25 protein-coding genes and 2 tRNA genes are annotated in these 19,629 nt (G+C 55.1%); 16 read left to right on the top strand and 11 right to left on the bottom strand.

The features are described 5' to 3' along the window. Positions 1-2 precede the first annotated feature (2 nt). From NBZ79_RS12160 to NBZ79_RS12120, 9 genes are read left to right on the top strand one after another with little or no spacing between them, the layout of a single operon-like run. Entirely contained in the window at positions 3-611 is a 609-nt protein-coding gene (locus NBZ79_RS12160; RefSeq protein ID WP_251932700.1) for a DUF2460 domain-containing protein, read from the top strand. Then, the gene (locus tag NBZ79_RS12155) at positions 608-1,453 is read left to right on the top strand and encodes a DUF2163 domain-containing protein (protein WP_251932699.1); all 846 of its coding nucleotides are present in this window, start codon (positions 608-610) and stop codon (positions 1,451-1,453) included. Before NBZ79_RS12160 ends, NBZ79_RS12155 begins: the two co-directional genes overlap by 4 nt. Further along, positions 1,446-1,862, top strand: coding sequence for a C40 family peptidase (locus tag NBZ79_RS12150; RefSeq protein ID WP_251932698.1), 417 nt, complete (start codon positions 1,446-1,448; stop codon positions 1,860-1,862). The genes NBZ79_RS12155 and NBZ79_RS12150 overlap by 8 nt, the downstream gene beginning before the upstream one ends. Then, positions 1,862-5,188 carry a phage tail protein gene (locus NBZ79_RS12145; RefSeq protein WP_251932697.1) on the top strand — a complete coding sequence of 1,109 codons (3,327 nt, stop codon included), beginning with the start codon at positions 1,862-1,864 and terminating at the stop codon, positions 5,186-5,188. Before NBZ79_RS12150 ends, NBZ79_RS12145 begins: the two co-directional genes overlap by 1 nt. A 1-nt stretch (position 5,189) precedes the next feature. Beyond that, positions 5,190-6,017, top strand: coding sequence for a hypothetical protein (locus NBZ79_RS12140; RefSeq protein WP_251932696.1), 828 nt, complete (start codon positions 5,190-5,192; stop codon positions 6,015-6,017). A gap of 29 nt (positions 6,018-6,046) precedes the next feature. Then, positions 6,047-6,265: a hypothetical protein gene (locus tag NBZ79_RS12135; RefSeq protein WP_251932695.1), complete on the top strand. Its 219-nt coding sequence runs from the start codon at positions 6,047-6,049 to the stop codon at positions 6,263-6,265. 24 nt (positions 6,266-6,289) lie between these two features. Then, complete coding sequence (locus NBZ79_RS12130; protein ID WP_251932694.1) at positions 6,290-6,487, top strand: hypothetical protein; 198 nt, start codon at positions 6,290-6,292, stop codon at positions 6,485-6,487. After that, a complete protein-coding gene (locus tag NBZ79_RS12125; RefSeq protein ID WP_251932693.1) occupies positions 6,484-7,140 on the top strand; it encodes a lipase family protein in 657 nt (218 codons plus the stop codon). Before NBZ79_RS12130 ends, NBZ79_RS12125 begins: the two co-directional genes overlap by 4 nt. Positions 7,141-7,165: 25 nt before the next feature. After that, positions 7,166-7,465 (top strand): hypothetical protein, encoded by a 300-nt coding sequence (locus NBZ79_RS12120; RefSeq protein ID WP_251932692.1) that lies wholly within the window; start codon positions 7,166-7,168, stop codon positions 7,463-7,465. A 5-nt stretch (positions 7,466-7,470) separates the two neighbouring features. Here the strand turns inward: NBZ79_RS12120 and NBZ79_RS12115 are convergent, their stop codons facing one another. Continuing rightward, positions 7,471-8,082: a LysE family translocator gene (locus NBZ79_RS12115; RefSeq protein WP_251932691.1), complete on the bottom strand. Its 612-nt coding sequence runs from the start codon at positions 8,080-8,082 to the stop codon at positions 7,471-7,473. Between the two features lie 204 nt (positions 8,083-8,286). Here NBZ79_RS12115 and NBZ79_RS12110 point away from each other — a divergent pair, with 204 nt between their 5' ends. From NBZ79_RS12110 to NBZ79_RS12085, 6 genes are all read left to right on the top strand, one after another. After that, positions 8,287-8,487 (top strand): hypothetical protein, encoded by a 201-nt coding sequence (locus NBZ79_RS12110; RefSeq protein WP_251932690.1) that lies wholly within the window; start codon positions 8,287-8,289, stop codon positions 8,485-8,487. A gap of 494 nt (positions 8,488-8,981) precedes the next feature. Next, on the top strand, positions 8,982-9,650 hold the full coding sequence (locus NBZ79_RS12105) for a hypothetical protein (protein ID WP_251932689.1): 669 nt from the start codon (positions 8,982-8,984) through the stop codon (positions 9,648-9,650). A gap of 332 nt (positions 9,651-9,982) precedes the next feature. Continuing rightward, entirely contained in the window at positions 9,983-10,900 is a 918-nt protein-coding gene (locus tag NBZ79_RS12100; RefSeq protein WP_251932688.1) for a tetratricopeptide repeat protein, read from the top strand. 84 nt (positions 10,901-10,984) lie between these two features. After that, a complete protein-coding gene (locus NBZ79_RS12095) occupies positions 10,985-11,710 on the top strand; it encodes a hypothetical protein (protein WP_251932687.1) in 726 nt (241 codons plus the stop codon). 79 nt (positions 11,711-11,789) lie between these two features. Then, complete coding sequence (locus NBZ79_RS12090) at positions 11,790-12,260, top strand: GFA family protein (protein WP_251932686.1); 471 nt, start codon at positions 11,790-11,792, stop codon at positions 12,258-12,260. A gap of 1 nt (position 12,261) precedes the next feature. Then, the gene (locus tag NBZ79_RS12085) at positions 12,262-13,203 is read left to right on the top strand and encodes a ketopantoate reductase family protein (RefSeq protein WP_251932685.1); all 942 of its coding nucleotides are present in this window, start codon (positions 12,262-12,264) and stop codon (positions 13,201-13,203) included. 4 nt (positions 13,204-13,207) lie between these two features. Here NBZ79_RS12085 and NBZ79_RS12080 read toward each other — a convergent pair whose 3' ends face one another. The 10 genes from NBZ79_RS12080 to NBZ79_RS12035 form a co-directional block, all read right to left on the bottom strand. Then, positions 13,208-14,344 (bottom strand): APC family permease, encoded by a 1,137-nt coding sequence (locus NBZ79_RS12080; protein ID WP_251932684.1) that lies wholly within the window; start codon positions 14,342-14,344, stop codon positions 13,208-13,210. A gap of 86 nt (positions 14,345-14,430) precedes the next feature. Then, a complete protein-coding gene (locus NBZ79_RS12075) occupies positions 14,431-15,195 on the bottom strand; it encodes a class II aldolase/adducin family protein (RefSeq protein WP_251932683.1) in 765 nt (254 codons plus the stop codon). 52 nt (positions 15,196-15,247) lie between these two features. Next, positions 15,248-16,093: a VOC family protein gene (locus NBZ79_RS12070; protein WP_251932682.1), complete on the bottom strand. Its 846-nt coding sequence runs from the start codon at positions 16,091-16,093 to the stop codon at positions 15,248-15,250. A 133-nt stretch (positions 16,094-16,226) separates the two neighbouring features. Continuing rightward, positions 16,227-16,490 (bottom strand): hypothetical protein, encoded by a 264-nt coding sequence (locus tag NBZ79_RS12065; protein ID WP_251932681.1) that lies wholly within the window; start codon positions 16,488-16,490, stop codon positions 16,227-16,229. 127 nt (positions 16,491-16,617) lie between these two features. After that, complete coding sequence (locus tag NBZ79_RS12060; RefSeq protein WP_251932680.1) at positions 16,618-16,881, bottom strand: hypothetical protein; 264 nt, start codon at positions 16,879-16,881, stop codon at positions 16,618-16,620. A 99-nt stretch (positions 16,882-16,980) separates the two neighbouring features. Beyond that, the gene (locus NBZ79_RS12055) at positions 16,981-17,244 is read right to left on the bottom strand and encodes a hypothetical protein (protein WP_251932679.1); all 264 of its coding nucleotides are present in this window, start codon (positions 17,242-17,244) and stop codon (positions 16,981-16,983) included. A gap of 68 nt (positions 17,245-17,312) precedes the next feature. After that, a tRNA-Asn gene (locus NBZ79_RS12050) sits at positions 17,313-17,388 on the bottom strand. Between the two features lie 122 nt (positions 17,389-17,510). After that, positions 17,511-17,699, bottom strand: coding sequence for a YqaE/Pmp3 family membrane protein (locus tag NBZ79_RS12045; protein ID WP_251932678.1), 189 nt, complete (start codon positions 17,697-17,699; stop codon positions 17,511-17,513). 134 nt (positions 17,700-17,833) lie between these two features. Next, positions 17,834-17,907, bottom strand: a tRNA-Cys gene (locus NBZ79_RS12040). A gap of 287 nt (positions 17,908-18,194) precedes the next feature. Then, positions 18,195-18,392, bottom strand: a complete 198-nt coding sequence (locus tag NBZ79_RS12035) for a hypothetical protein (protein WP_251932677.1) — start codon at positions 18,390-18,392, stop codon at positions 18,195-18,197. Between the two features lie 288 nt (positions 18,393-18,680). On the opposite strand from NBZ79_RS12035, the gene NBZ79_RS12030 reads away from it, so the two are divergent. Then, positions 18,681-19,538: a crotonase/enoyl-CoA hydratase family protein gene (locus tag NBZ79_RS12030; protein WP_251932676.1), complete on the top strand. Its 858-nt coding sequence runs from the start codon at positions 18,681-18,683 to the stop codon at positions 19,536-19,538. Positions 19,539-19,629 lie beyond the last annotated feature (91 nt).

The raw sequence follows: 19,629 nt of genomic DNA, 5'->3' as shown, positions 1-19,629 counted from the left end.
CCATGAGTTTTCACGACGTGCGGTTTCCGACCACGGTGTCCTATGGCGCCAGCGGAGGTCCGCGGTTTTCAACCACGGTGCAGGTCCTCAATTCCGGTCACGAGCAGCGCAATATCAACTGGGCGCAGGCCCGCCGCGACTATTCCGTGGATTTAAGCCCGAGCCGCGGGGCCGAATGGACAGCCATCCTCAATTTCTTTCATGCGCGCCGGGGGCGGGCTTATGGCTTCCGGCTGAAGGATTTTTCCGATTTCCGGATGCCCCGGCAAACCATCGGCACCGGCAACGGCGTGCAAACCGAGTTTCAGATTTTCAAGCGCTATGTGGATGAGGATTTGCCCGCCGCACCCTATGACCGGCTGCTGAACAAGATTGCCCCGGGCACTGTCCATCTGTACCTGTCCGGGTCAGAGCAGGCAAGTGGCTGGTCCGTTGACGCGACCAGCGGTATCCTCAGCCTTGAGCTGCCGCCGGCGGAGGCCGTTGATATATCGCTGGCCTGTGAGTTCGATGTGCCCGTGCGCTTTGATACGGATCTGCTGCAGGCGGTTATCCCGGGGCCGGATGTGCATCACTGGCAAAGCATCAAGCTGGTGGAGATCCGCCTATGAAATCCGCCAGCCCGGCAATGGCCGCGCATCTGCAAGGCGACCTGACCTCGCTGGTAACCTGCTGGCGGCTCCGGCGGACCGATGGGATGGGGATGTTTTTCACCGATTTTGACCAGGATCTGGATATTGACGGCGACATATATGAGGCGGACAAGGGATATTCCCGGACGGCCATCACCAATTCCGACAGCTTTACGGTCGATAACCTTGATATCATTGGATATTTAGACAGTGACGCGATCACCGAAACAGATCTTTTATCGGGCCTGTATGACCATGCCCAAATCCATATTTTCATGGTCAACTGGCAGGATTTGAGCATGGGAAGCATCCCGCTTCGCACGGGCTGGCTGGGGGAGCTGTCGCTGATCGATCAGCAATTTACCGCCGAACTGCGCGGGTTGAGTCAGGCGCTGCTGACACAAATCGGCGAGACATACGGGCCCACCTGCCGGGCCGATTTCGGCGATGGGGCCTGCACCGTCGATACGGCGGCGCTGATGAAAAAGGATCAGGTGGCCGCGGTTGTGAGCCGCCGTGAGTTTATCCTGTCGGACTATGCCGCAGAGGCGGGCGAGCCGGTCGGCGGGGTGCTGTCCTTTACCAGCGGCCTGAATGCCGGTCGCCGTCTTGAAATCAGTCACTGGCAGCCGGGATCGCAACAGGTGACCCTGTTTCTGGCCGCCCCCTTTGATATTGAGCCCGGTGACGGGGTCACGGTGACCCGGGGCTGCGACAAAAGCTTCGCCACCTGCCGGGATCACTTTGCCAACCAGATCAATTTTCGCGGCTTTCCGCATATCCCCGGGACCGATGCCCTGACGGAGGACGCGGATGCCTGAAGCAGAGCTGTTGATAGGCGAAGCCCGCCGCTGGATCGGGGTGCGCTGGCGCCATCAGGGACGTGATTTCCGGCGCGGTGTGGATTGCGCCGGGCTGCTGGTCTGCGTGGCCAGCCGGTTTGATCTGGGGCTTGAGGACCGGCGCGGCTATGGCCGCCGGCAGGACGGGAGGATTCTCCTGCAGGATCTTCATGATCAGCTGAAATATATATCCGTAAGTACTTATAAAAACGGAGATATTGGTGTTTTCATGGAGCAGGGATGCCCGGCTCATCTGGGCTTTCTCGCGACGTCAGATACCGGGTCTACCGTGATCCATGCCCATGCCGGACGGCGTCAGGTGGTGGAAGAAGACCTGCATCATGTGGGGCCGCCCGTTGCGGTTTTCCGCCTGCGGGAGGGGGGCTGATGGGAAGCCTTGCTTTGGGTATTGTTGGTGCCGGTATCGGGTCCGTAACCGGTGTGGGAGCTGCAGCCGGTTGGACATTGGGAACGGCATTGGGGCAGGTTCTGTTCCCCGACACCCCGGAAAATACCGGATCGCAGCTTGGTGATCTGAAAGTCACCGGCGCCAGCTACGGGCGGCCGATCCCCCATATCTATGGCACCATGCGGCTTGGCGGCACGATCATCTGGACCTCCGGCTGGCGGGCAACCCGGACCCCGGCCAGCGGTGGCGGCAAAGGCGGGGGCCCCCGCCAACCCGCGGGCATGTCCTATTCCAGCAGTTTCGCTGTCGCCATCGCGGCAGGGGAGATTGCCGCCTTGATTAAAATCTGGGCGGACGGCGTGATCCTCTATGATCGCGAAGCGGCGGGCGCGGTGATCGCGCCGGGCCTGCGCGTCCGCTTTTATCCCGGCACACAAACGCAACTGCCCGATAGCGTGATGTCGGCGGCCCTTGGCGCAGACGCGGTGCCGGCTTATCGCGGCCTCTGTTATCTGGTGTTCGAGGATTTCCCCCTGACTGATTTTGGCAACCGGCTGCCCAATATCGAGGTGCTGGTGAGCACGGAGCCCGACATTGTTTATCCGCTGACCAGCAGCAGGCAGCCCAGTCTTCAGCCGGGGTCGCTGGCGTATGATGGGGATCGGGGATTTGCCTATAGTTACGAGGTCGCGGACGGTGTCGATCTGGTGCGTAAAATTAAGGTGGAGGATCTGACCGTTGTCCAGGCTGCGAAAATCGGCCGGGATTTTCCCCGTCTTCCCGATGCTGCCAGCGGCTTTTCACTGGACCGGCAGGGGCGGTTCTGGATCGGGACAGGCTTCGGGCTGTTAAGCGGACGGCAATTGCACCGGGTCAAAGCGGCCGCGCTGACCCTGGAAAAAACCACCGACTTGCCGCCCGGCATTGCGGCGCTGGGTTTTTCCACGGACTGTGTTTCCAGGCTGACCGGTGCGCGGGTCCAGGTTTTCGGCTCCCGGCAGAACGGCCAGGTTGCCGTGTTCGACGAGGATTTGCAGCTGGTGGCAAAAATCGAAACCGCCGCAAAGGTGTGTACAGGCGCCGTGACCGATCAGCGCGAGGACGGCTGGATTGTCATGTCAGGCCAGCTTGGCACCTCAGCGATCAGTGACCTGGAGATTGTCCATGTCTCGATTTTCGGCGCCCCGGACGTGGAGGGAGGCCGCTTTAATGTCATTTCCACCCGCCATCACATCGCGGCGGCGGACCTGACCCCGCGGGGCGGTAGCGGCGGGGAGGGCAATAACGTGACGCGGCTGGTGGCCTATTTGCCGGTCAGCGAAGAGCTGGTCCTGCAAAATGACCACCGGATTTTCAAATGGTCGCTGCTCTCCGCCACCGTGAGCGCCCGCCGCGATACAGGCGGCTTGAACGGCGCGTTGTCCTTGCGCCATGGCCATGGCAATTCCGAGCTTTTTTATGTGGAAGCAGGGCGGTACGGGGTCTATCTCGACGCCGGGACATTGGCGGAAAAGGACCGGGTCGATTTAACCCGGTTTGACGGGATAACCGGCACCACCAAAAACCTTTATGAGGCGTCCAGCGATAGCCTGCTGGTATTTGATGCCGGTGTCGGCCTGCGGCGGTTATTTCTCCGCCGCCGCTCGGGCGGGGCGGCGGATCTGGGGCGGGTGGTCGGTGACCTCTGTACCCGGGCGGGCCTGTCCGCGGCGGAATTTGATACGGACAGGCTGCAAACCCCGCTGCCGGGATATGTGGTCAACCGGTCCATGTCCGTTGCCGATGCCCTGCAACCGCTTCGCCAGTACGGATTTTTTGATGTGGTGGAAAGCAACGAGAAGCTCAGCTTTATTCCCCGCAACCAGCAACGGGCCCTCTTGCTGGACCATGACCAGTTGCTGGCCCCACCAACCCTGCAAAGAGTTCAGGAAAGCGAGCTGCCGGAACGGATTTCGGTGACGTACCTGGCGGCGGATGCGGGCTATCAGCTGGGGTCCCAATCGGAAAAGCGTAGCTGTCAGCCGACCGCGACCATGTTCGGCCGCAACCACCTGAGCCGGAATTTGCCCCTGGCCCTGACGGCGGACGGTGCCCGGCAGACGGCGGAAAAAACACTTTACGCCCTCTGGGCGGAGCGGCAGTCGCTCACCGCCCGGCTGCCGCTTCGCTATCTGCTGCTGGACCCGGCAGATGTGATAGAGGTCAGCTTGCCGGCGGGCGATGCAGTCATGCGGTTGGCCGAGGTTAATCTGGGCGCTGATATGAGCCTGTCCGTGACAGCAAAAACAATTTCCGCCTTTGATTACAGCTCCCGTGTTTCCGGGCAAGCGGGCACGGGCTACGAACAGGTGCTGATCCGTCAGGGAACGCATGGCGACATGTTCATTCTCGATTTGCCCCTGTTGCGCGATCAGGACGCGACGGCCGGCAGCGGCAGCCGCTATTATTTCGCCCTGGATCGCTATCAGCCCGGGGTCCAGAGGGGCGCGCTACACGTTGCCCGTGATGATCAGCGGTATCAATTGGCGGGAACGGTATTTGAAAATGCCAGCTGGGGTATTGCCCTGCAGGCACTGCCCGCCCCCGACACGCCGTGGCAGACCGACCGGGTGAACAGCCTGGATGTGAGCTTTGTAAATGGCGGCGGGGCCTTGGAAACCATATCCGAGGCGGCCTTGCTGAACGGCGGGAATGCCCTGCTGGTGGGGGATGAAATACTCCAGTTCGCCGAGGTCAGCCAGAATGGCGATGGCAGTTATCATTTGGCAACACTGATCCGTGGCCGGCGGGGAACCGAAGGCGCCCGGCACAGCCATCAAACCGGTGAGAGAGTGCTTCTGTTGAGCGAAGAGGCCCTGGGGCGGGGCTTTACCCCGCTGGGTGAATTGAACCTTCCCCGGTCGTTCAAGGGGGTCGGGGCCGGGCAATCGCTGGAACTGGCCCCGGCGGAAATCCGTACCCTGACCGGGAAGGATTTACGGCCCTATGCGCCGGTTCAGATTACCGCGACACGGCGCGACAACAGGCTGTATCTGGGCTGGCAGCGGCGCACCCGGATTGGCGGCGGCGGCCTGAACGGGATTGTCCCGTTATCGGAAACCCATGAGCGCTATGAGCTCGTCTTTACCCATGCGGGAAAAACGGTGTCGAAATATCTCTCTGACGCTACGGAATATGCCTATGAACTGGCGGAATTCAACGCAGATTTCAACCAGGATTTGACCGGGTTCCCGGTGCTGTCCCTCAAGCTTTATCAACTTTCAGAAACCATCGGCCGCGGATACCCGGCCGTAAAGGAGATTTAACATGTCCCAACTGGACTTACCGCAAATCGCCGAAAGCCAGGCGCTGGCTTACGTCACCTCCAATGATGCCGATGCCCTGCTGGAAAAGGCTCTGTGCGAGGATATTTCCGGTCATGATGCAACGGCGGGAGATTTCTCTCTTTCCGCAGCGGATTTCCGTCGCGCCTGGCATCAGGGGATTGGCGGGACACCCGGCGCCGCTTTTACGGTGACGATACCCGCATTTCGCCGTCCCTTCATGATCACCAACAGGAGCGGCCAGAGCGCAACGGTTCAAACCGGCAAGGGCGCCTCCGGTCAGGTGCTGGATACACAAACCCGGTTATTCTATTGCGATGGCCGCAATGTTCTGGCCCTCAGTGATCATTCCGTTACGGGAGGGGCCAGCAGCGGCGGCACCAGCCCTGGCGGGGCGCTGGTGAGTAAAACCCTGGATCAGACAGTGGCGACGGGATCGGTACAAATTCTGGACTGGCAGGCGGCCGCTTATGATACGGACAGCTTCCATGATCCAAACGCAACCGGCAGCCGGCTGACCATCCCGCCCGGCGTTCCGAAAGTTCAGCTGACAGCGCAAATCCGCTGGGACAACAACAGCGCCAATTTCCGCGAAGTGCAGATTTATAAAAATGGCGCCAACACATATGCCGGGCGGGCTTTCAGCCGGACGGCGGCAGTTGCCGGTGTCACCATGCAAACGGTCATGTCGCCGGTTCTGCCGGTAACCGCCGGGGATTATTTTGAGGTGGCCGTTTGGCAGAACTCCGGTGCCAACCGGCAGGTTCTGGTCCATGACAGTTGCTGGTTCAGTCTTCTCGCCGCCGGGTAATCCCCTCTTTAGATATTCAGGAGACGTTGATGGACAGGCTTGAACAGGAAATCGGAGCCCTGCGGGCGCGGGTGGAAAACCTGCATCTGGATATGGTGGAACTGCGCGACGATGTGAAATTGCTGACCCTGCAGGTGAGCATGGGCCGGGGCGCCTTGAAACTTGCCGGTATCACAGGCGGCGTCCTTGTCACGTTAACAACATTTGCCGCCTGGTTCGGCCAGATGTTCAAACCCTTTACCCCTTAAGGCAAAATCAAGGAGAATTTGGCCATGTATTTGACCCCGTCACTGCTGGAAGGCGCCATCTTGCTGGCGTTCGAGGTTCTGACCCTTCTGGTGACCCTGGCAACCATCATCAGTGCCCTGACACCGACCCGCTGGGACAATCAGGCAATGGACAGGTTGTTTCACTATGTCAATCTGATCGCCGGAAATGTCGGCCACAACAAAAATGCGGACGACGGATGACACCGGTTGAAGCGGCTCTTTGCGCGAAAATCGCCTATCTGGATGAGGGGGCGGCAGCGGCCCGCAAACTGGGGTTCAGCTACCGGGCGGTGAGGCGGAATTCGCATTTCGCCTGGATTGGCCGGCGCGGGGCCCTGACGGTCATCGCCTTTCGGGGCAGCGCTTTTTCGCGCTCAGGCTCCGGTCCCTATCGAGCCAATATGTCTACGGATCTGGTGCCCTGGATGGGGCCCGGGCTGGTGCATGAGGGCTATCACCAGGCCATGTGGCAATTGGTGGCGGCCCTCCGGCGGGAGCGGATCAACGGGGAAAATGTTATCCTCACCGGGCATTCCATGGGCGCCGCCCTGGCGGTTCTGGCGGCCCGGTTCCTGTTGGCAAAGCGGGTTCACGCCTTTGCCTGTCCGCGCATCGGCAATAAGGTTTTTGCCAAAAACATCACGTCTCACGTGCGGATCACCCGCTATGTCAATCGCGGGGATTTTCTGTCGCGCCTGCCGTTTCGCGGGTCCGTTCGCAGAGGTGATCGGCAACAGACGGAGGCATATGTCCATGCCGGTCGTGCTGTCCGCCTGAGCACGTTCGGGCATGGCATGGCGGCTTATGTAAGCGGTGTTTCAGGCAAAAAACATCGGTATTTCTCAACATCCTAATCAGCGAAACCACAGAGGGGGAAGCATGAGTTTGAAATATAAGCACAAGGAAAGCACAGATCCGGACAGAGGGCCCGATGCCATCATTCCGCGGGGCGAGGCGGAGATCGGGCTTCTTGCCGCATCGGACCCCGAAGAGGCGGCCAATGACAATGCCCCGTTGCTCGATGTGGTCAAGGGCGCGGTGTGGCGTGATGTTCAATCCCTGCAGGCAAAAGCCGGTGCCATGGAAGACGGACCCACGGTGGCGACGCGCGAGGACCTGTTTGAGCTGGATTTCACCCCACAACGATCCGGCATGCGCGGCTTTCTGGATGAGGGGTGAGGGGGCTATTTCCGCTGGTCACTCAAGGCGAGGCCGATACCGGCGGCGACAAAAAAAAGGCCGGTGACCCGGTTGCGCAGGCGCTGGAATTTCAGCATGACCGGGCGCAAGGCTCCGGCAAACACCGCCCAGATGGAATCGCCGATGGTGACCGTGGTCAGGAAGATGGCGGAGACGACGGCGAGCTGCCAGGCGTAGCTGCCGCCCGGCGCGACAAATTGCGGCAGGAAGGCCGCGTTGAAAATCAGGGTCTTGGGATTAAGGACGGCGATGCCCAGACCCTGCCAATAAAGGGTGAGGGCCGGGGCTTTGCGCGCCGTGATCAGGGACAGGTCTTCGGGTGAGGTGAGCCAGGTCCGAAATCCCAGATACACCATATAGAGCACGCCCGCCCATTTCACCCAGATCAGGACATTGGCGGCAAAATCAAGCAGGGCGCCAATTCCGACAACCACCAGGGCAAGCTGCAGGGCGATGCCGCATGTGGTCCCGGCAACGGTACAAAGGCCGTATCGCGTGCCATAGCGCATGGCATTGGCAATGATCAACGCCACATTGGGTCCGGGGACCAGCACCAGCCCGAGGCTGACGAGGATAAGGGTGAGATAGAGTTCCATGACGCCAGAGTAGCAGGGAAACTGCCAGGTTCAATCCATTGATGCGTAAAAAGGCCAATCGGCACCTTATTTCTGCCTTATTACTCGTTAAACTGGGTCATACCGGTGAAAAGGACCTGATTTGAGGTCATTTTGTAACCGGCGTCATAGAAGATGGGTCGTTAAAGCGGTATGGATGTGTATAAATTTTTTCGGGAGGGGCCGATGTCAGTTAATTTTATTTCTTTGAAACTCAAAGTACTTGGTCTGGGTGTCGCGGTGATCATTGGCGGCATGACATTGTTAAACGCGACAACTTGCGGAACGGGCCTGACCACCGGATGCGATCAGCATATCACCGACGCACAAACCATCGAAACCAGTGGGACGATCAAGATACTTGACCTGATCAAAAACAAGAGCTGACGCGTCAGCCCCTATAAAATTGCCCGGAAGAGATCCCGGCAAGACACGAGGTGGCCCAATGGCCGCCTTTTTTGTGCCTGACGCCGGCATAGGGAGGTTTGAAAACCCGTATATCTGGGGATATGGGTGAGGAAGAATCAAGCAGCGAGTGTAGGATTAAACCTTCGATTCGGCTTCGATTACCTTCTATTACGGTATTTATGCCCATGATTTGAGAGCAGGAATTTCAGGGATTTTGGTAGGAAGTTCAAAAAATTAACCATAATTATTGGCTGTTTTAGTGAGTTTTTTCTCATATAAATGTTTGGATTCAAGCAATTACTGTTAATTGCAGTCAAAAATATTACTTTGAATTCATTTAAAATTTTAGTTAAATAAGCGTTAATAAATTCAGAATACCTGTTTGATTGATATTGGTATTCGCCAAGTTTAGTCGTTGCGTATTTTTTACATAATATTGCGTAATTTATATTTTTATTGATGGGAGGGGCATTATGTCCACCAACATAACTTCTTTGAAACTTAAGGTATTGGGCTTTGGTGCCGCCGCCGTGATCGGCGCGAGCCTGTTGCTTGGTGCATCCAATTCCGCGACAGCGGCGACTTTTACCTGCCCGGATGCTGCAGGTGGGGGCCAATGCTATAACAATAACGGCCGCGGCGACCCCAGCGGTGATTTCAAGGATGCTGCCGACTGGCAAGCAACCTTTGACGGTAGCCCCGAAGATAACTGGTCGGAACTTTCCGTCTCATCGGGTTTCAGCAAATCCCAGTTTTCTTATTCACCAAAATCGTCAAAAGCATTTCCTAACCAGAGCCCTGGCGCTGTAGAGACGGTTCTTGAATCCTCTGACTGGTTTGGCGAAGCCCTGACTTTGGTCGGGCAGATTGACACTATTACGTCGGGCAAGAATTTCGAGACGAAAATCGAAGGCCAGGTTTATTATCTTCATACCGGCCAATATGCCATGGCCTGGTACTTTGAAGACATTCAGGAAAGCTTTTTCGCGGACTTGTCGCCTAAGGACTGGAGTAATCTCCGTGTCTATAACACAGTGATTTCCGTTGTACCGATCCCCGCAGCCTTGCCGCTGTTCGGTGCCGCACTTCTCGGCCTCGGCCTCTTGAGCCGTCGTCGTAAAAATAAATTGACGCAAGCCTAACAGGGCGATCATAGGGACAACAAGACGGCGGCTTTCGGGTCGCCGTTTTTTTATGGTAAACGAAAATTAACCATAATAATTAACTATAATTATTAACCATATTTTTTTGGCAAATTTTGGAGCCCTTATTACCGTTTTTAAGCTGTAAGACTAAATAATTAACCATAAAAATTAACTATGTTTATTAACCATAACTTCTGACAATCACCATCCTGCATTCCACCAAAATCTGATTATTTTCAACATTTCAGACAGCGTATTTTGCGCTTGAGCTTGTCCTTAAAATTTCCTATTATACTCTTAAAAATAGTATTTGTGATTGGGAGTTTTTCGTGTTGCGGTTTTTTCTTTGTGTTCTTTTTACGATCTTGTTGGCATCTTGTGTCACGACAAATACTGTTAGCAATGTTGCCAATCCTATCCGTGACAATACGGTGAAATGCGATGCCGGGGATGGATATGCCTGTCATGTGTTATCGGGGAGCTATGCCAGAGGGAGGGGTGTAGAAGAAGACCATGAAAAAGCCCTGGCCCTGTCCATCAAAGCCTGTGGCCTCAATCAAAATGAAGCCTGCATGTATGCGGCGCTCTTTTATTCCGGGATTTTCGAAATCCCAAAAGACGTAGATAAATCGATTTTTTACCATGAAAAAGCCTGTAGCGGCGGCATCACCCGTGGATGTAACTCGGCCGCGAAGTTACATATGCTCCGTAAAGACCCGACGCCTGAGGATATTGAAAAAGCCCAAGCTCTCTATAACACGGCCTGCCTTCGCGGAGACGAAGACGGCTGCAAGGGAAAACGGCTGTTTGATGACGTCGCGGCGGGCAGGGATACGAGTAGATCTTTGTATGAATCTGAATTTGAATATCAGTGTTATGAAGGAGATTATGAGAGCTGTAAGGTTCAAGGTGACAGGTATTTAAAAGGCAAGGACACGCGCGAGAATTTACCCAAAGCCGCCTTCTTTTTTGATCGTGCCTGCCTTGGGGGGAACGTCGGCGAAGCCTGTCATAAATTGGGGTTAATGTTGCTCCCGACCCGAAAAAATAAGGGAGATCAAAATAAGTCACTGGCATATCTGAATGCCGGGTGTGAGGCAAATTATGACAAGAGTTGCCTTGTTCTTTCCAATATTTACTACATCGGCCATGGCGGGGTGGCCAGTGATGTTGAAAAGGCTGAATATTACAAGAAAAAGCATTGTGAAGCCTCATTGGAATCCAGGCTTAGTATCAAAGAATGCTAGTTTGGATGCCCTTGGATTTACCGAGAACCGCGAATTAACCGAACTTTAGTCTCTGTCGCCTATTTTCCACGTGAAGGAGACAGGATGATCGGCGAGGTGAGGCCCACTATTTGTTTATTCGATGCGTTCCGCTTTGTGCTGGCGCACCGCTGGCCCTGCCTGATCAGAGCGGTGCCGGTCATTTTGCTTACCGGCATCATGACCTATCTGGAAAGCAGTCTTCTCGCGGCCGCCGAATATTTCTCGCTGGTGATGAAGGAACTTATTTACGCGATTTTCGCCGTTTTCTGGCATCGATATGTCCTGCGCCCCGATTTGCGGGGGGAGATGGGATTTGGCCTTGCCTTCGGGCTTCGCGAAATAAAATTTGCCGCCGCGCTTCTGGGGTTTGTCGTGATCAGTTATCTTCTGGGGGGCAGTCTTGTCAGTGCGGTTGGCGTTAAATCGGTCAGCTCCGTGTTCGTGATCATTGCCGCGGTCTATCTTTGCTTTCTGCCCTTTATCTTCCTGTTTCCCGCCATTGCCCTTGATCAGCCGCTTCAGATTGGTCTCTTTGTCCGGCGTATCCTGGACATCCTTGTTCCGTTGATCGGGACAATTTTTCTGGGTCTTGTCGCCATTGTCGGGATTTCAGTTCTGCTTTATCTGCCCGGTATAGTGATTGCCCTCCGGCATCCGGATCTCGGGGATATGGTCCTTTTCGTGACGTCCAGCTTTGTGATTGCCCCGTTTGTTCTGGCGGTGACGATCACCTTTGTGTCCTTTCTTTATCGGACATCTCTTGGTGTTGTTATTGTTGATCCGGCCTGATTCCAGGCCTGGCCGGTTTTGACGCTTGCCGTTGGCGGGATAATTTCCTACCGTAGCCACCCGTATCAGGAGATCCACAATGTCCGAGACCTATCCAGGAAGCTGCGCTTGCGGTGCAGTACAATATGAAATGACGGCGCCGCCAATGTTCGTGCATTGTTGTCATTGCACGGAATGCCAGCGATTGACCGGCAGCGCCTTTGTCATGAACGCGTTGATCGAGACGGCGCATATTCAGATAAAAAGCGGTGATCTGACTCCCGTCTCCGTGCCGACCCAAAGCGGCGGGCCCCATGATATCTATCATTGCAGCAATTGCCAGACGGCGATGTGGAGTGACTATGGCCGCAAGCCGGCCCTGCGCTATCTCCGTGTCGGGACCCTGGAGGAGCCATCGCGAATGCCGCCGGATGTTCATATCTTCACCCGGTCCAAGCTGCCCTGGGTTGATTTGAGCAATGAGGCGGCGGTGTTTGATATTTACTATGATCAGGAAGCGTTGTGGCCGGCTGAGAATTATGCCCGCCGCCGTGCTGTGGAGTCTGCGTGAGATGGCAAAAAAAATCGGGATTGTGGGCGCGGGCGCCATTGGCGGCTTCTTTGGGGCGAAACTGGTATCCGCCGGGTATGACGTATATGTCCTGGCCCGGGGCAAAAACCTTGAGGTGCTGGCATCGGAGGGAGTGTCAATCCATTCCGATACGGGCGATATCACGGTGAAATTCGAGGGCGTTTCCGACAAGGCGGAAGCGCTGGGTTTGATGGATGCGGTTGTCTTCACGGTGAAGGGACAGGACACGGCCAAGGCCGCCGAGGATATGTGGCCGATGATCGGGCCGGAGACGGAGATTATCAGCTTTCAAAATGGCCTGTCCGGGGTTGAACTGCTGGTGGAGCTGTTCGGCGAGCATCGGGTATCGGCCGGGATTACCTATATTCCGGCGGTTATTGATGCGCCGGGCCAGCTGCGGCATACGGGCAAGGTGACGCGATCGGTGTTCGGCCCCTATACGCCGCGGGATATGACCTTGCATCATGAACTGGCCGCGGCCCTGCAGGCGGTCGGGCTGGAGCTGAAAGCGCTGGACGAGCCACTGCCGGCAGTCTGGGAAAAATTTGTCGTGCTGGCGCCGTTTCATATTATCGGCTGCCTGACCCGGATGTCAGTGGGCCAATGGATCGTTAATCCGGAAATGCAGGAATTATTCCTGCAGGCCATGCTGGAAGTCTGCGCCGTCGGCATGCGCAAAGGTGTGGCCATTTCCAGCGATATAGCACAAAAGCAAGTGGCATTTTGCCAGACCCATGCGGATCCCGGCACCCGGGCCTCCATGCTGGAGGACCTGGAGCGCGGCAAGCCGCTGGAAATTGACAGCACGGTGGGCTGGCTTTGCACGGAAGGAAAACGTCTTGGCGTACCAACCCCGATCCATGATATGTGCTACGCCCTGCTGACCCCCTACCGCGATGGCAAGGCGCCGGATCAGGGTTGAAACCCTAACCCACGGGCACGGCGAAAATCGTGATAAAGAGCAATCCGGCGGCGGCCAGCAGGAACAGGATCCGCTGTTTGTTCGTCTGTGCCACGCTGAACGCCACAAGGCATTGCATAAAGTAGTAAAAGGCGAAGGCGCGCGAGGCCAGGGTGAGGATTTCAAAGGTATCCGCGGACCAGGTGAGAAGCACGGCAAAGCCGCAGATGATCAGATAGGTGAGGCGGACCGGGATCCTGTGGCGGGTGAATTCCAGCATATTGCCCGACGCGCCGATGGTATCGGCGGTGGCGGCGCTGAACTGGCTGAAAATTGCCGCGATCACCAGCGGCAGGGGCAACCAGACGGCGACGGTCCCGGCCAGATCCATCAGGGCGTTATCCGCCACGTCGTCGGGCAAGGTATACATAATGGGTGTCGCCAGGGCAACAAACAGGATGTAAACCCCGGTTGACAGGAATTGCGCATTGCGGCTGGCCTTGATGCGGGTCGGGGCGTCAAACTCGTCGCCCAGATAGCGGGTCGTCTCAAACCCCTGGACGACGATCAAGGTCCCGCCCAAGACGGTGACGATCTGCCATAATGACGGGTCCGTGAGGTCGGGCAGGGTCAGCTCACCCGTGACCAGCACGCCCATATCATGGACAAAAAAGGCGGCGATCATCAGGGCTATGATGGCCATGGTGGTGATCAGGGCCCAGCGTTCCAGTCCCTCCAGCACGCGCAGGCCCTTGGTGACGCCGATAAAGAGGATAAACAGGATAATAGCGGTGGTCAGGGCCCGCTGGTTATACTCCGTGTTACTGCCCAGAAAGCCCAGGCCGTAGGAAGCCAGAATGCGAATATAAAGGGTGACGGAAATGATATAGGCGGGCACCAGGGCAATATCGGCGATACGCTCGAATATGGATGTCAGGCCGGTGGCGTTTCCGGCGTCCAGCACCGGTTCCGCATGCCGGATATTGAAGCGGATAATGGCGCCAACGCCGTAAGCGACAAGACAGATTCCGGCCATGGCGGGCAGGGCGTAGGGACCGACAGAATCAGCGAGAACGGCGACGATAACCAAAAAGCCGCTGCCGAAGATGGAGGCCAGCGGCGTTGTCGTCCCATGGGCAAAGTCTCTCAATCGGGACGTCATGGATCTGCGTAAAATTTCAAGCCCCCCAACAGGACATGACAAGCGCCTGCTCGGGCCGTCCCGGATTCTAGTGAAGGGCGATCATATCACCGGGCGTAGTCGGCGCCAAGCCTGTCGAGCCGGCGCTTGAGCGCCGCGAACTCGCGGGAACCGATGGGGGCGCCGAGGCCGGTCATGGCTTGCGCATGGGCCAGGTCCTGGACATCCTTTGACGGCAGATGGAGGCCGTTGCCCGCTTGCGCGGCGATTTGCATGCGGCAGGCCTGCTCAATGTAATACATCATGATAAAGGCCTCCGGGATACTGCGCCCGCAGGTGAGCAGGCCATGATTGCGCAGGAATAATATTTGTTTGTCATCTCCCAGATCGGCGAGCAGTCGGGCCTGCTCTTCGGGATTGAGGGCAAGCCCCTCATACTCATGATATCCGATCAGGCCGGTATAGAGCAGGGCTGTCTGGCTGAGGGGCAGAAGCCCCTCACTTTGCGCGGCAACCCCCACACCGGCAACCGTATGGGTATGGATCACACAGGCAATATCGGTGCGGGCTTCATGCACGCAGGAATGGATAATAAAGCCGGCGGGGTTAATCTCCTCTTCCGCCGGATCAATGATCGTTCCGTTCAAATCCACCTTAACCAGATTGGAAGCGGTGACTTCCTCATACAGCAAGCCAAACGGGTTGAGCAGAAAATGGTCCTCTGGCCCGGGGATCCTGGCGGAGATATGAGTGTAAATCAGGTCATCCATGCCGAAATGGGCGATCAGGCGATAGCAGGCAGCCAGGTCGACGCGGGCCTGCCATTCGTCAAGGGACATGCTGTTGATGCGGATGGCTTGTTGAATTCCCATTATGATCTCCGTTGGTTAGATAGGTCGATCTTTATGTGGGCGTGAAATATGACTATTCCGTGAATTCGAACAGACTATCGAAGGTCGGCTCATGGATGAGAATACGGGTCTGGTTATCCTCCATGGGGAGGGGTGTTTTCAGCTCAGTCAGAACCTGTCTGACGGCATCAAGACTGCGCGTGCGAATTTTCAATGCGCCGAAAATTGACGCTCTGCCATTGAGGGAACAGGCGAGGGCACCGAACCTTGCCCCGTACGCCTCCGGGGACAGAATAGTCAAAGTGGCACCGTCCATTACGAGTGTCCTGACCTCTCCATCCTGCTTGATTTCAGTCTCGAGCAGGGCGGAAAATTTCCCCGCTTCCTGATCGGGTGAGGTTGAGGCGATAACAAAATCAGTAATGGCCTGGGCGCCGTTGGCATGGTCTTGCCACTCCGGCCGCCAGACAACGTCAGGCGTATGATGTTCACAGAAATAAACGCGGCCACCCGGAAATGTCCCGCCTTTGACATGGGTCGTGGTGAAGCTGGCCTCTACCTCACCGTCTGGCAGGCTGACCGGGCGGGTAAAGGATTTGGTTGGTCCCGCGGCAATGCCCAATGTCTCAAGAATATCCAGATTACCTTGCGCGCTGTCGGTCTTGAAAACAAGGCCGTTCAACCCTGGCGGAGCATTGGCAATATCCGGCCGCCCGGCGGGGCTCCCTTTACTTTCCGCCGGCAGGCCGATCAGTTCCAGATAGTCGGTGCCAAACATCATCAGATGATTGATGGACCCGAGGGAATGATATCCGCGCTCCGTCAGGTGAAATCCGAGGTTTGAAAAAATCTGAGCGGCCTGATCCATGTCAAAACCAACATTGATGACCGCATGGTCCAGCTGTGCCTGTTTCGGCATTCTTATGTCTCCTGTTCGCAAAGAGGGAAGATCTTCCGATCACCTTAGAGTCATCGCACGAATAAGGTCAATGGCGACCGATGCCTTCATCGGCCGCCTGATTATTCCGGGATGTTATTCCGGCATACGGATACTAGAACATGGAATCCGGTTGGGCAGGCCATAATTTTGTATCGCAGCCTTTGCGGTCTGCACGTGCCTTAACGCCAACGTTCATGTCAAGCAGGCCATTGCCTTCACCAAACATCGCCTTTCCCTGACCAAATTTGCCAATGGCGGATTTCGTATTCTCCGCATATTCGGCACTCAATTGCTCGCAGCTATAGGTCCGGTCATCGCGGGGGGTGGTGCAGGCGGCAACAGCCAGGAGTAGCGGCAAAATCATCAGCTTTTTCATTATGTTCCCTCAAATAAGAAAAGTGGTCTAAAAGGGAACCATATGCCGATGGGACTGTCAAATAATTGTCGCAGCCAAATTCCTTGCGATACAATGTTGCAGTTGTAGGCGATTTTCCTGCCGAAGGCTAAAAAACCCTTTCAGGCTGTTCGGTCCAGAACTGGGTTTTGCAGCCTTTACGGTCGGCGAGTGATTTAGTCTGTTCATTCTGATCGAGCAGTGCATTTCCCTCGCCGCTCAATGCTTGACCGCCGGAATATTTCCGAATGGCCTCTTCGGTTTTTGAATTATATTCGATTTGTAATTGCTCGCAGCTATAGGTCCGATCATCCCGCGCTGTATTGCACGCGGCCAATCCAACTATCAGCGGTAACAAAATCAACTTTTTCATCCCATGCCTCATTATTCTCCAAAGTTGGGAAAAGACAATCACAGGCAATGCTCCCTGTCAAATTTAACGGAACTAATAATGGCGGATAGGGGCGGGTTTCTAAACAGGTCGTTCCGGCTGCGCGGGCCAGCCCGACACATCACATTTGTCCGAGGTCGCATTGTTTTTAATGGCAATATTTAAATCGTAAAGCCTATTGGCATCAAACCGCTGCAGCCTGTTTCCACCTCTGTTATTCGTGATGACGACGGTGTTTGCGCGATACTCTTCGGCAAGGTAAGCACAATTTTCGGCGAGGGATTTCGGGGCCGTGTTACAGGCGCCCAGAATAAGCAGGGTGAAAAGTGCGAGACTAGGTTTCATGGTTTTCGGCCTATTTTACAGACATGTCGAAAAAAAAGCCCCCGAAGTTACTTCAGAGGCTTTTGAATTGGCTCCCCGAGCAGGACTCGAACCTGCGACAGGCTGATTAACAGTCAGCTGCTCTACCAACTGAGCTATCGGGGACCAGTGGCCCGAACGCATTCGGGATGGCGGCTTATAGCAATTGCGAGATAGCCTGCCAAGCCTTGATTTTACAAAACTGAAAAAAATTTGGAAACCGGGTTGGTAATTCCTGATGTCAGCCGCTAATCGCCATGGGCTTCGGCGATTTTCTTGTCAGTATTATATTGGCTTAGCGCGTAAACAGCCCAAATAGCCGCCGGTATCCATCCAATTAGGGTTATCTGCAAAATCAGGCAGAATATACCTTGAAAAGGTCTGCCGATCGTGAAGAACACAATGAAGGGAAGGAGCAGGGCTAAAATTAGTCTCATAACGGTTTCCTTTGTCCTGAATTTGTCGGGCAGCTTACCTAAGCAGATCTATATTGGCAATCGGTAGATAACCTGCAGGATTTTGGGCTGTTAAATCCAGCCACGGAAATATGTAAGGAAATGACGGGTGAAAATGGAGGCCTGGACCGGAATCGAACCGGTGTAGACGGATTTGCAATCCGCTGCGTCACCACTCCGCCACCAGGCCTCTGAACTGTGGTGTTATGCTTAAAAAGCCTAGGGGTTATAAGAGCTTGCAAGGGGGCTGTCAAGGATGCAAATTAGCGGTAATTGGAACCTAAAACGGCAAAAAATCACAGGGTTTACCAGGGGTTTTACTATGGCGTTTACCAGAGGGGCGCCGGTCAATGGCAATTCCGATTTACAGCTATTTCCGCCAACAGGAATAAAATAGTCGGTTTGCCGGGAAGATTTGCGATTTTTCATCGCGTGACCCCAGTTTTTTCGCGTGACCCCAGTTTTTTTCGCGTGACCCTAAAGGAGATCGCGGATAATAAAGCCGCCGATGAAAGCAAAGACAAGGGCGATGACCACAACGATAAATGTTGTTCTGGAATCTTCGCGATAGCGGATATGCAAGCTGTCTATTCTGCCTTCAATATCATTTAAGCCCGCGTAATAACCGGCCGAGTAATCGCTCTCTTCAATTTTTTTAGATTGTATCTCATCCATTTTCCGCAACCTAATGACGATTTTATTTTCAAATTGGATACTAAGTATAAGTGTTATTTCAAATTCTAGTAATCGTTACATTGTAATGTACACGCCAGGTTTTACAAAAGCTCCCAGACTAAGGTCACGCGGTGCTGATTTGCACTTGATCACAAAAAAGAAGAGAAATTATGGCAAGGAATTTTTTTTTAACGTAGGATTTTCGGCTTATGCGGTGCCCTGGAGTGTGTTGACATTTCGTCAACGGCGGGAAGGGGCCGCGGTCACGTACTACAAGGGGCGATGGGGATGAAGAAGGTTCTGTTTGAGAAAGATGGTCGTATCGGACGCATTACTTTAAATCGCCCGGATGTTATGAATGCCATTGATGATGATCTGCCGCAGGAGTTGTCCGAGGCTGTCGCGAAGGCCGATGCGGATCGGGATATCCATGTCATGATTCTCTCCGGCAATGGTCCTGCCTTCTGCGCTGGATATGACCTGACTTACTATGCGGAGGGGAATGGCAAAAATGAAATCACTCAGAAAATGCCGTGGGACCCCATGCAGGATTACGCCTTTATGTGGCAAAATACCCAGCATTTCATGTCGCTCTGGCGGGCTATGAAGCCGGTGATATGTAAAGTCCATGGATTTGCTGTTGCCGGAGGGTCAGATATTGCCCTTTGCGCGGATGTGACGATCATGGGGGACACCGCGAAAATCGGATATATGCCGGCGCGGGTTTGGGGATGCCCGACGACGGCCATGTGGGTGTATCGCCTGGGGGCGGAAAAAGCAAAACGCATGCTATTGACGGGCGATAAAATTGATGGCCGTGAGGCGGCCGCCATGGGATTGGTTCTTAAATCCGTGCCCGATGATACATTGGATGCCGAAGTTGAAGCCATGGCCGAGCGCATGGCGACTGTTCCCATAAATCAGCTGACAATGCAGAAAATGGTGATTAATCAGGCGGTCGAAGCATCGGGAATGGAAAGCACCCAGCGTCTGGCGACGATTTTTGACGGTATCACGCGGCATTCTCCTGAGGGTCTGAATTTCAAGCATCGAAGTGAAAATGTCGGTTGGAAACAGGCAGTTCGCGAACGGGACGGCGGGACGTATGACTGGACGGAGGATCGACCCATAAATCCAAAGGGATAATGGGTCGAGAATATCCGTGTTATGCCTTGCGTTCGATGACCATTATTCAGTATAAAAGCCGTAGATTTAAAACAGGGTAATCTGGAAGATC

Source organism: Sneathiella marina (assembly GCF_023746535.1).
GTDB classification, from domain to species: domain Bacteria; phylum Pseudomonadota; class Alphaproteobacteria; order Sneathiellales; family Sneathiellaceae; genus Sneathiella; species Sneathiella marina.
Note: the sequence above shows the minus strand (reverse complement) of the source record. Positions and strands in the feature narration are given on the sequence as shown.

What these genes read in the sequence shown, in the direction of transcription:
- NBZ79_RS12160 (WP_251932700.1), top strand. Translation starts at nt 3, where the DNA reads ATGAGTTTTCACGACGTGCGGTTTCCGACCACGGTGTCCTATGGCGCC.
- NBZ79_RS12155 (WP_251932699.1), top strand. Translation starts at nt 608, where the DNA reads ATGAAATCCGCCAGCCCGGCAATGGCCGCGCATCTGCAAGGCGACCTG.
- NBZ79_RS12150 (WP_251932698.1), top strand. Translation starts at nt 1,446, where the DNA reads ATGCCTGAAGCAGAGCTGTTGATAGGCGAAGCCCGCCGCTGGATCGGG.
- NBZ79_RS12145 (WP_251932697.1), top strand. Translation starts at nt 1,862, where the DNA reads ATGGGAAGCCTTGCTTTGGGTATTGTTGGTGCCGGTATCGGGTCCGTA.
- NBZ79_RS12140 (WP_251932696.1), top strand. Translation starts at nt 5,190, where the DNA reads ATGTCCCAACTGGACTTACCGCAAATCGCCGAAAGCCAGGCGCTGGCT.
- NBZ79_RS12135 (WP_251932695.1), top strand. Translation starts at nt 6,047, where the DNA reads ATGGACAGGCTTGAACAGGAAATCGGAGCCCTGCGGGCGCGGGTGGAA.
- NBZ79_RS12130 (WP_251932694.1), top strand. Translation starts at nt 6,290, where the DNA reads ATGTATTTGACCCCGTCACTGCTGGAAGGCGCCATCTTGCTGGCGTTC.
- NBZ79_RS12125 (WP_251932693.1), top strand. Translation starts at nt 6,484, where the DNA reads ATGACACCGGTTGAAGCGGCTCTTTGCGCGAAAATCGCCTATCTGGAT.
- NBZ79_RS12120 (WP_251932692.1), top strand. Translation starts at nt 7,166, where the DNA reads ATGAGTTTGAAATATAAGCACAAGGAAAGCACAGATCCGGACAGAGGG.
- NBZ79_RS12115 (WP_251932691.1), bottom strand. Translation starts at nt 8,082, where the DNA reads ATGGAACTCTATCTCACCCTTATCCTCGTCAGCCTCGGGCTGGTGCTG.
- NBZ79_RS12110 (WP_251932690.1), top strand. Translation starts at nt 8,287, where the DNA reads ATGTCAGTTAATTTTATTTCTTTGAAACTCAAAGTACTTGGTCTGGGT.
- NBZ79_RS12105 (WP_251932689.1), top strand. Translation starts at nt 8,982, where the DNA reads ATGTCCACCAACATAACTTCTTTGAAACTTAAGGTATTGGGCTTTGGT.
- NBZ79_RS12095 (WP_251932687.1), top strand. Translation starts at nt 10,985, where the DNA reads ATGATCGGCGAGGTGAGGCCCACTATTTGTTTATTCGATGCGTTCCGC.
- NBZ79_RS12090 (WP_251932686.1), top strand. Translation starts at nt 11,790, where the DNA reads ATGTCCGAGACCTATCCAGGAAGCTGCGCTTGCGGTGCAGTACAATAT.
- NBZ79_RS12085 (WP_251932685.1), top strand. Translation starts at nt 12,262, where the DNA reads ATGGCAAAAAAAATCGGGATTGTGGGCGCGGGCGCCATTGGCGGCTTC.
- NBZ79_RS12080 (WP_251932684.1), bottom strand. Translation starts at nt 14,344, where the DNA reads ATGACGTCCCGATTGAGAGACTTTGCCCATGGGACGACAACGCCGCTG.
- NBZ79_RS12075 (WP_251932683.1), bottom strand. Translation starts at nt 15,195, where the DNA reads ATGGGAATTCAACAAGCCATCCGCATCAACAGCATGTCCCTTGACGAA.
- NBZ79_RS12070 (WP_251932682.1), bottom strand. Translation starts at nt 16,093, where the DNA reads ATGCCGAAACAGGCACAGCTGGACCATGCGGTCATCAATGTTGGTTTT.
- NBZ79_RS12065 (WP_251932681.1), bottom strand. Translation starts at nt 16,490, where the DNA reads ATGAAAAAGCTGATGATTTTGCCGCTACTCCTGGCTGTTGCCGCCTGC.
- NBZ79_RS12060 (WP_251932680.1), bottom strand. Translation starts at nt 16,881, where the DNA reads ATGAAAAAGTTGATTTTGTTACCGCTGATAGTTGGATTGGCCGCGTGC.
- NBZ79_RS12055 (WP_251932679.1), bottom strand. Translation starts at nt 17,244, where the DNA reads ATGAAACCTAGTCTCGCACTTTTCACCCTGCTTATTCTGGGCGCCTGT.
- NBZ79_RS12045 (WP_251932678.1), bottom strand. Translation starts at nt 17,699, where the DNA reads ATGAGACTAATTTTAGCCCTGCTCCTTCCCTTCATTGTGTTCTTCACG.
- NBZ79_RS12035 (WP_251932677.1), bottom strand. Translation starts at nt 18,392, where the DNA reads ATGGATGAGATACAATCTAAAAAAATTGAAGAGAGCGATTACTCGGCC.
- NBZ79_RS12030 (WP_251932676.1), top strand. Translation starts at nt 18,681, where the DNA reads ATGAAGAAGGTTCTGTTTGAGAAAGATGGTCGTATCGGACGCATTACT.